At 64.8% G+C, this 491-nt stretch carries 1 protein-coding gene; it reads right to left on the minus strand.

Going from position 1 to position 491, the window contains the following annotated elements; translation table 11 throughout:
• Window positions 1-491 (minus strand): PAS-domain containing protein (locus EOA38_RS38605; protein ID WP_127301688.1); only part of this gene is annotated, 491 nt, incomplete at both ends.

A 491-nucleotide genomic window follows, 5' to 3' on the forward strand; every position in this document is an offset into this window, starting at 1 on the left:
TTATCGTCCCGATCATAGATGATGACGCCCGCCGGCAGCGATTCGAGCACCGTTGCGAGGTTCTTGCGTGCATCGTCGGCCTCGGTTTCGCGATGCTTCATGTCGGTGATGTCGACATAGGAGATCAGCCGCTTGCTCCCAGCAAGCGGCGCCAGCGAGGCGATCAGCGTGCGGCCGTCGTTGCGCGGCAACTGCCGGGAGCCGGCAAGGCCCGCCCGGATTTCCGCCTCGCGCTGAGCGATGTGGCGCTGCCATTCCGCCTCGTCGACGCCATAGGGATCGGCGTCGCGGCTTGCTTCCATCAGCTCGCGAAAACCGCAGCCGACCGTGGCGCGACGCGGATCGATCTTCCAGAAGTCGTAGAAGGCGCGGTTGATGATCTCCGCCTTGAGGTCGGCGTCGAGGACGACGACGCCGATCGGCATCGAATCGACCATCAGGCGAAGATTGACGAGCGCCTCCGAAGTCGCGGCCGCATGCTGATCCTGGGC

Source organism: Mesorhizobium sp. M1E.F.Ca.ET.041.01.1.1 (assembly GCF_003997355.1).
Taxonomy (GTDB): domain Bacteria; phylum Pseudomonadota; class Alphaproteobacteria; order Rhizobiales; family Rhizobiaceae; genus Mesorhizobium.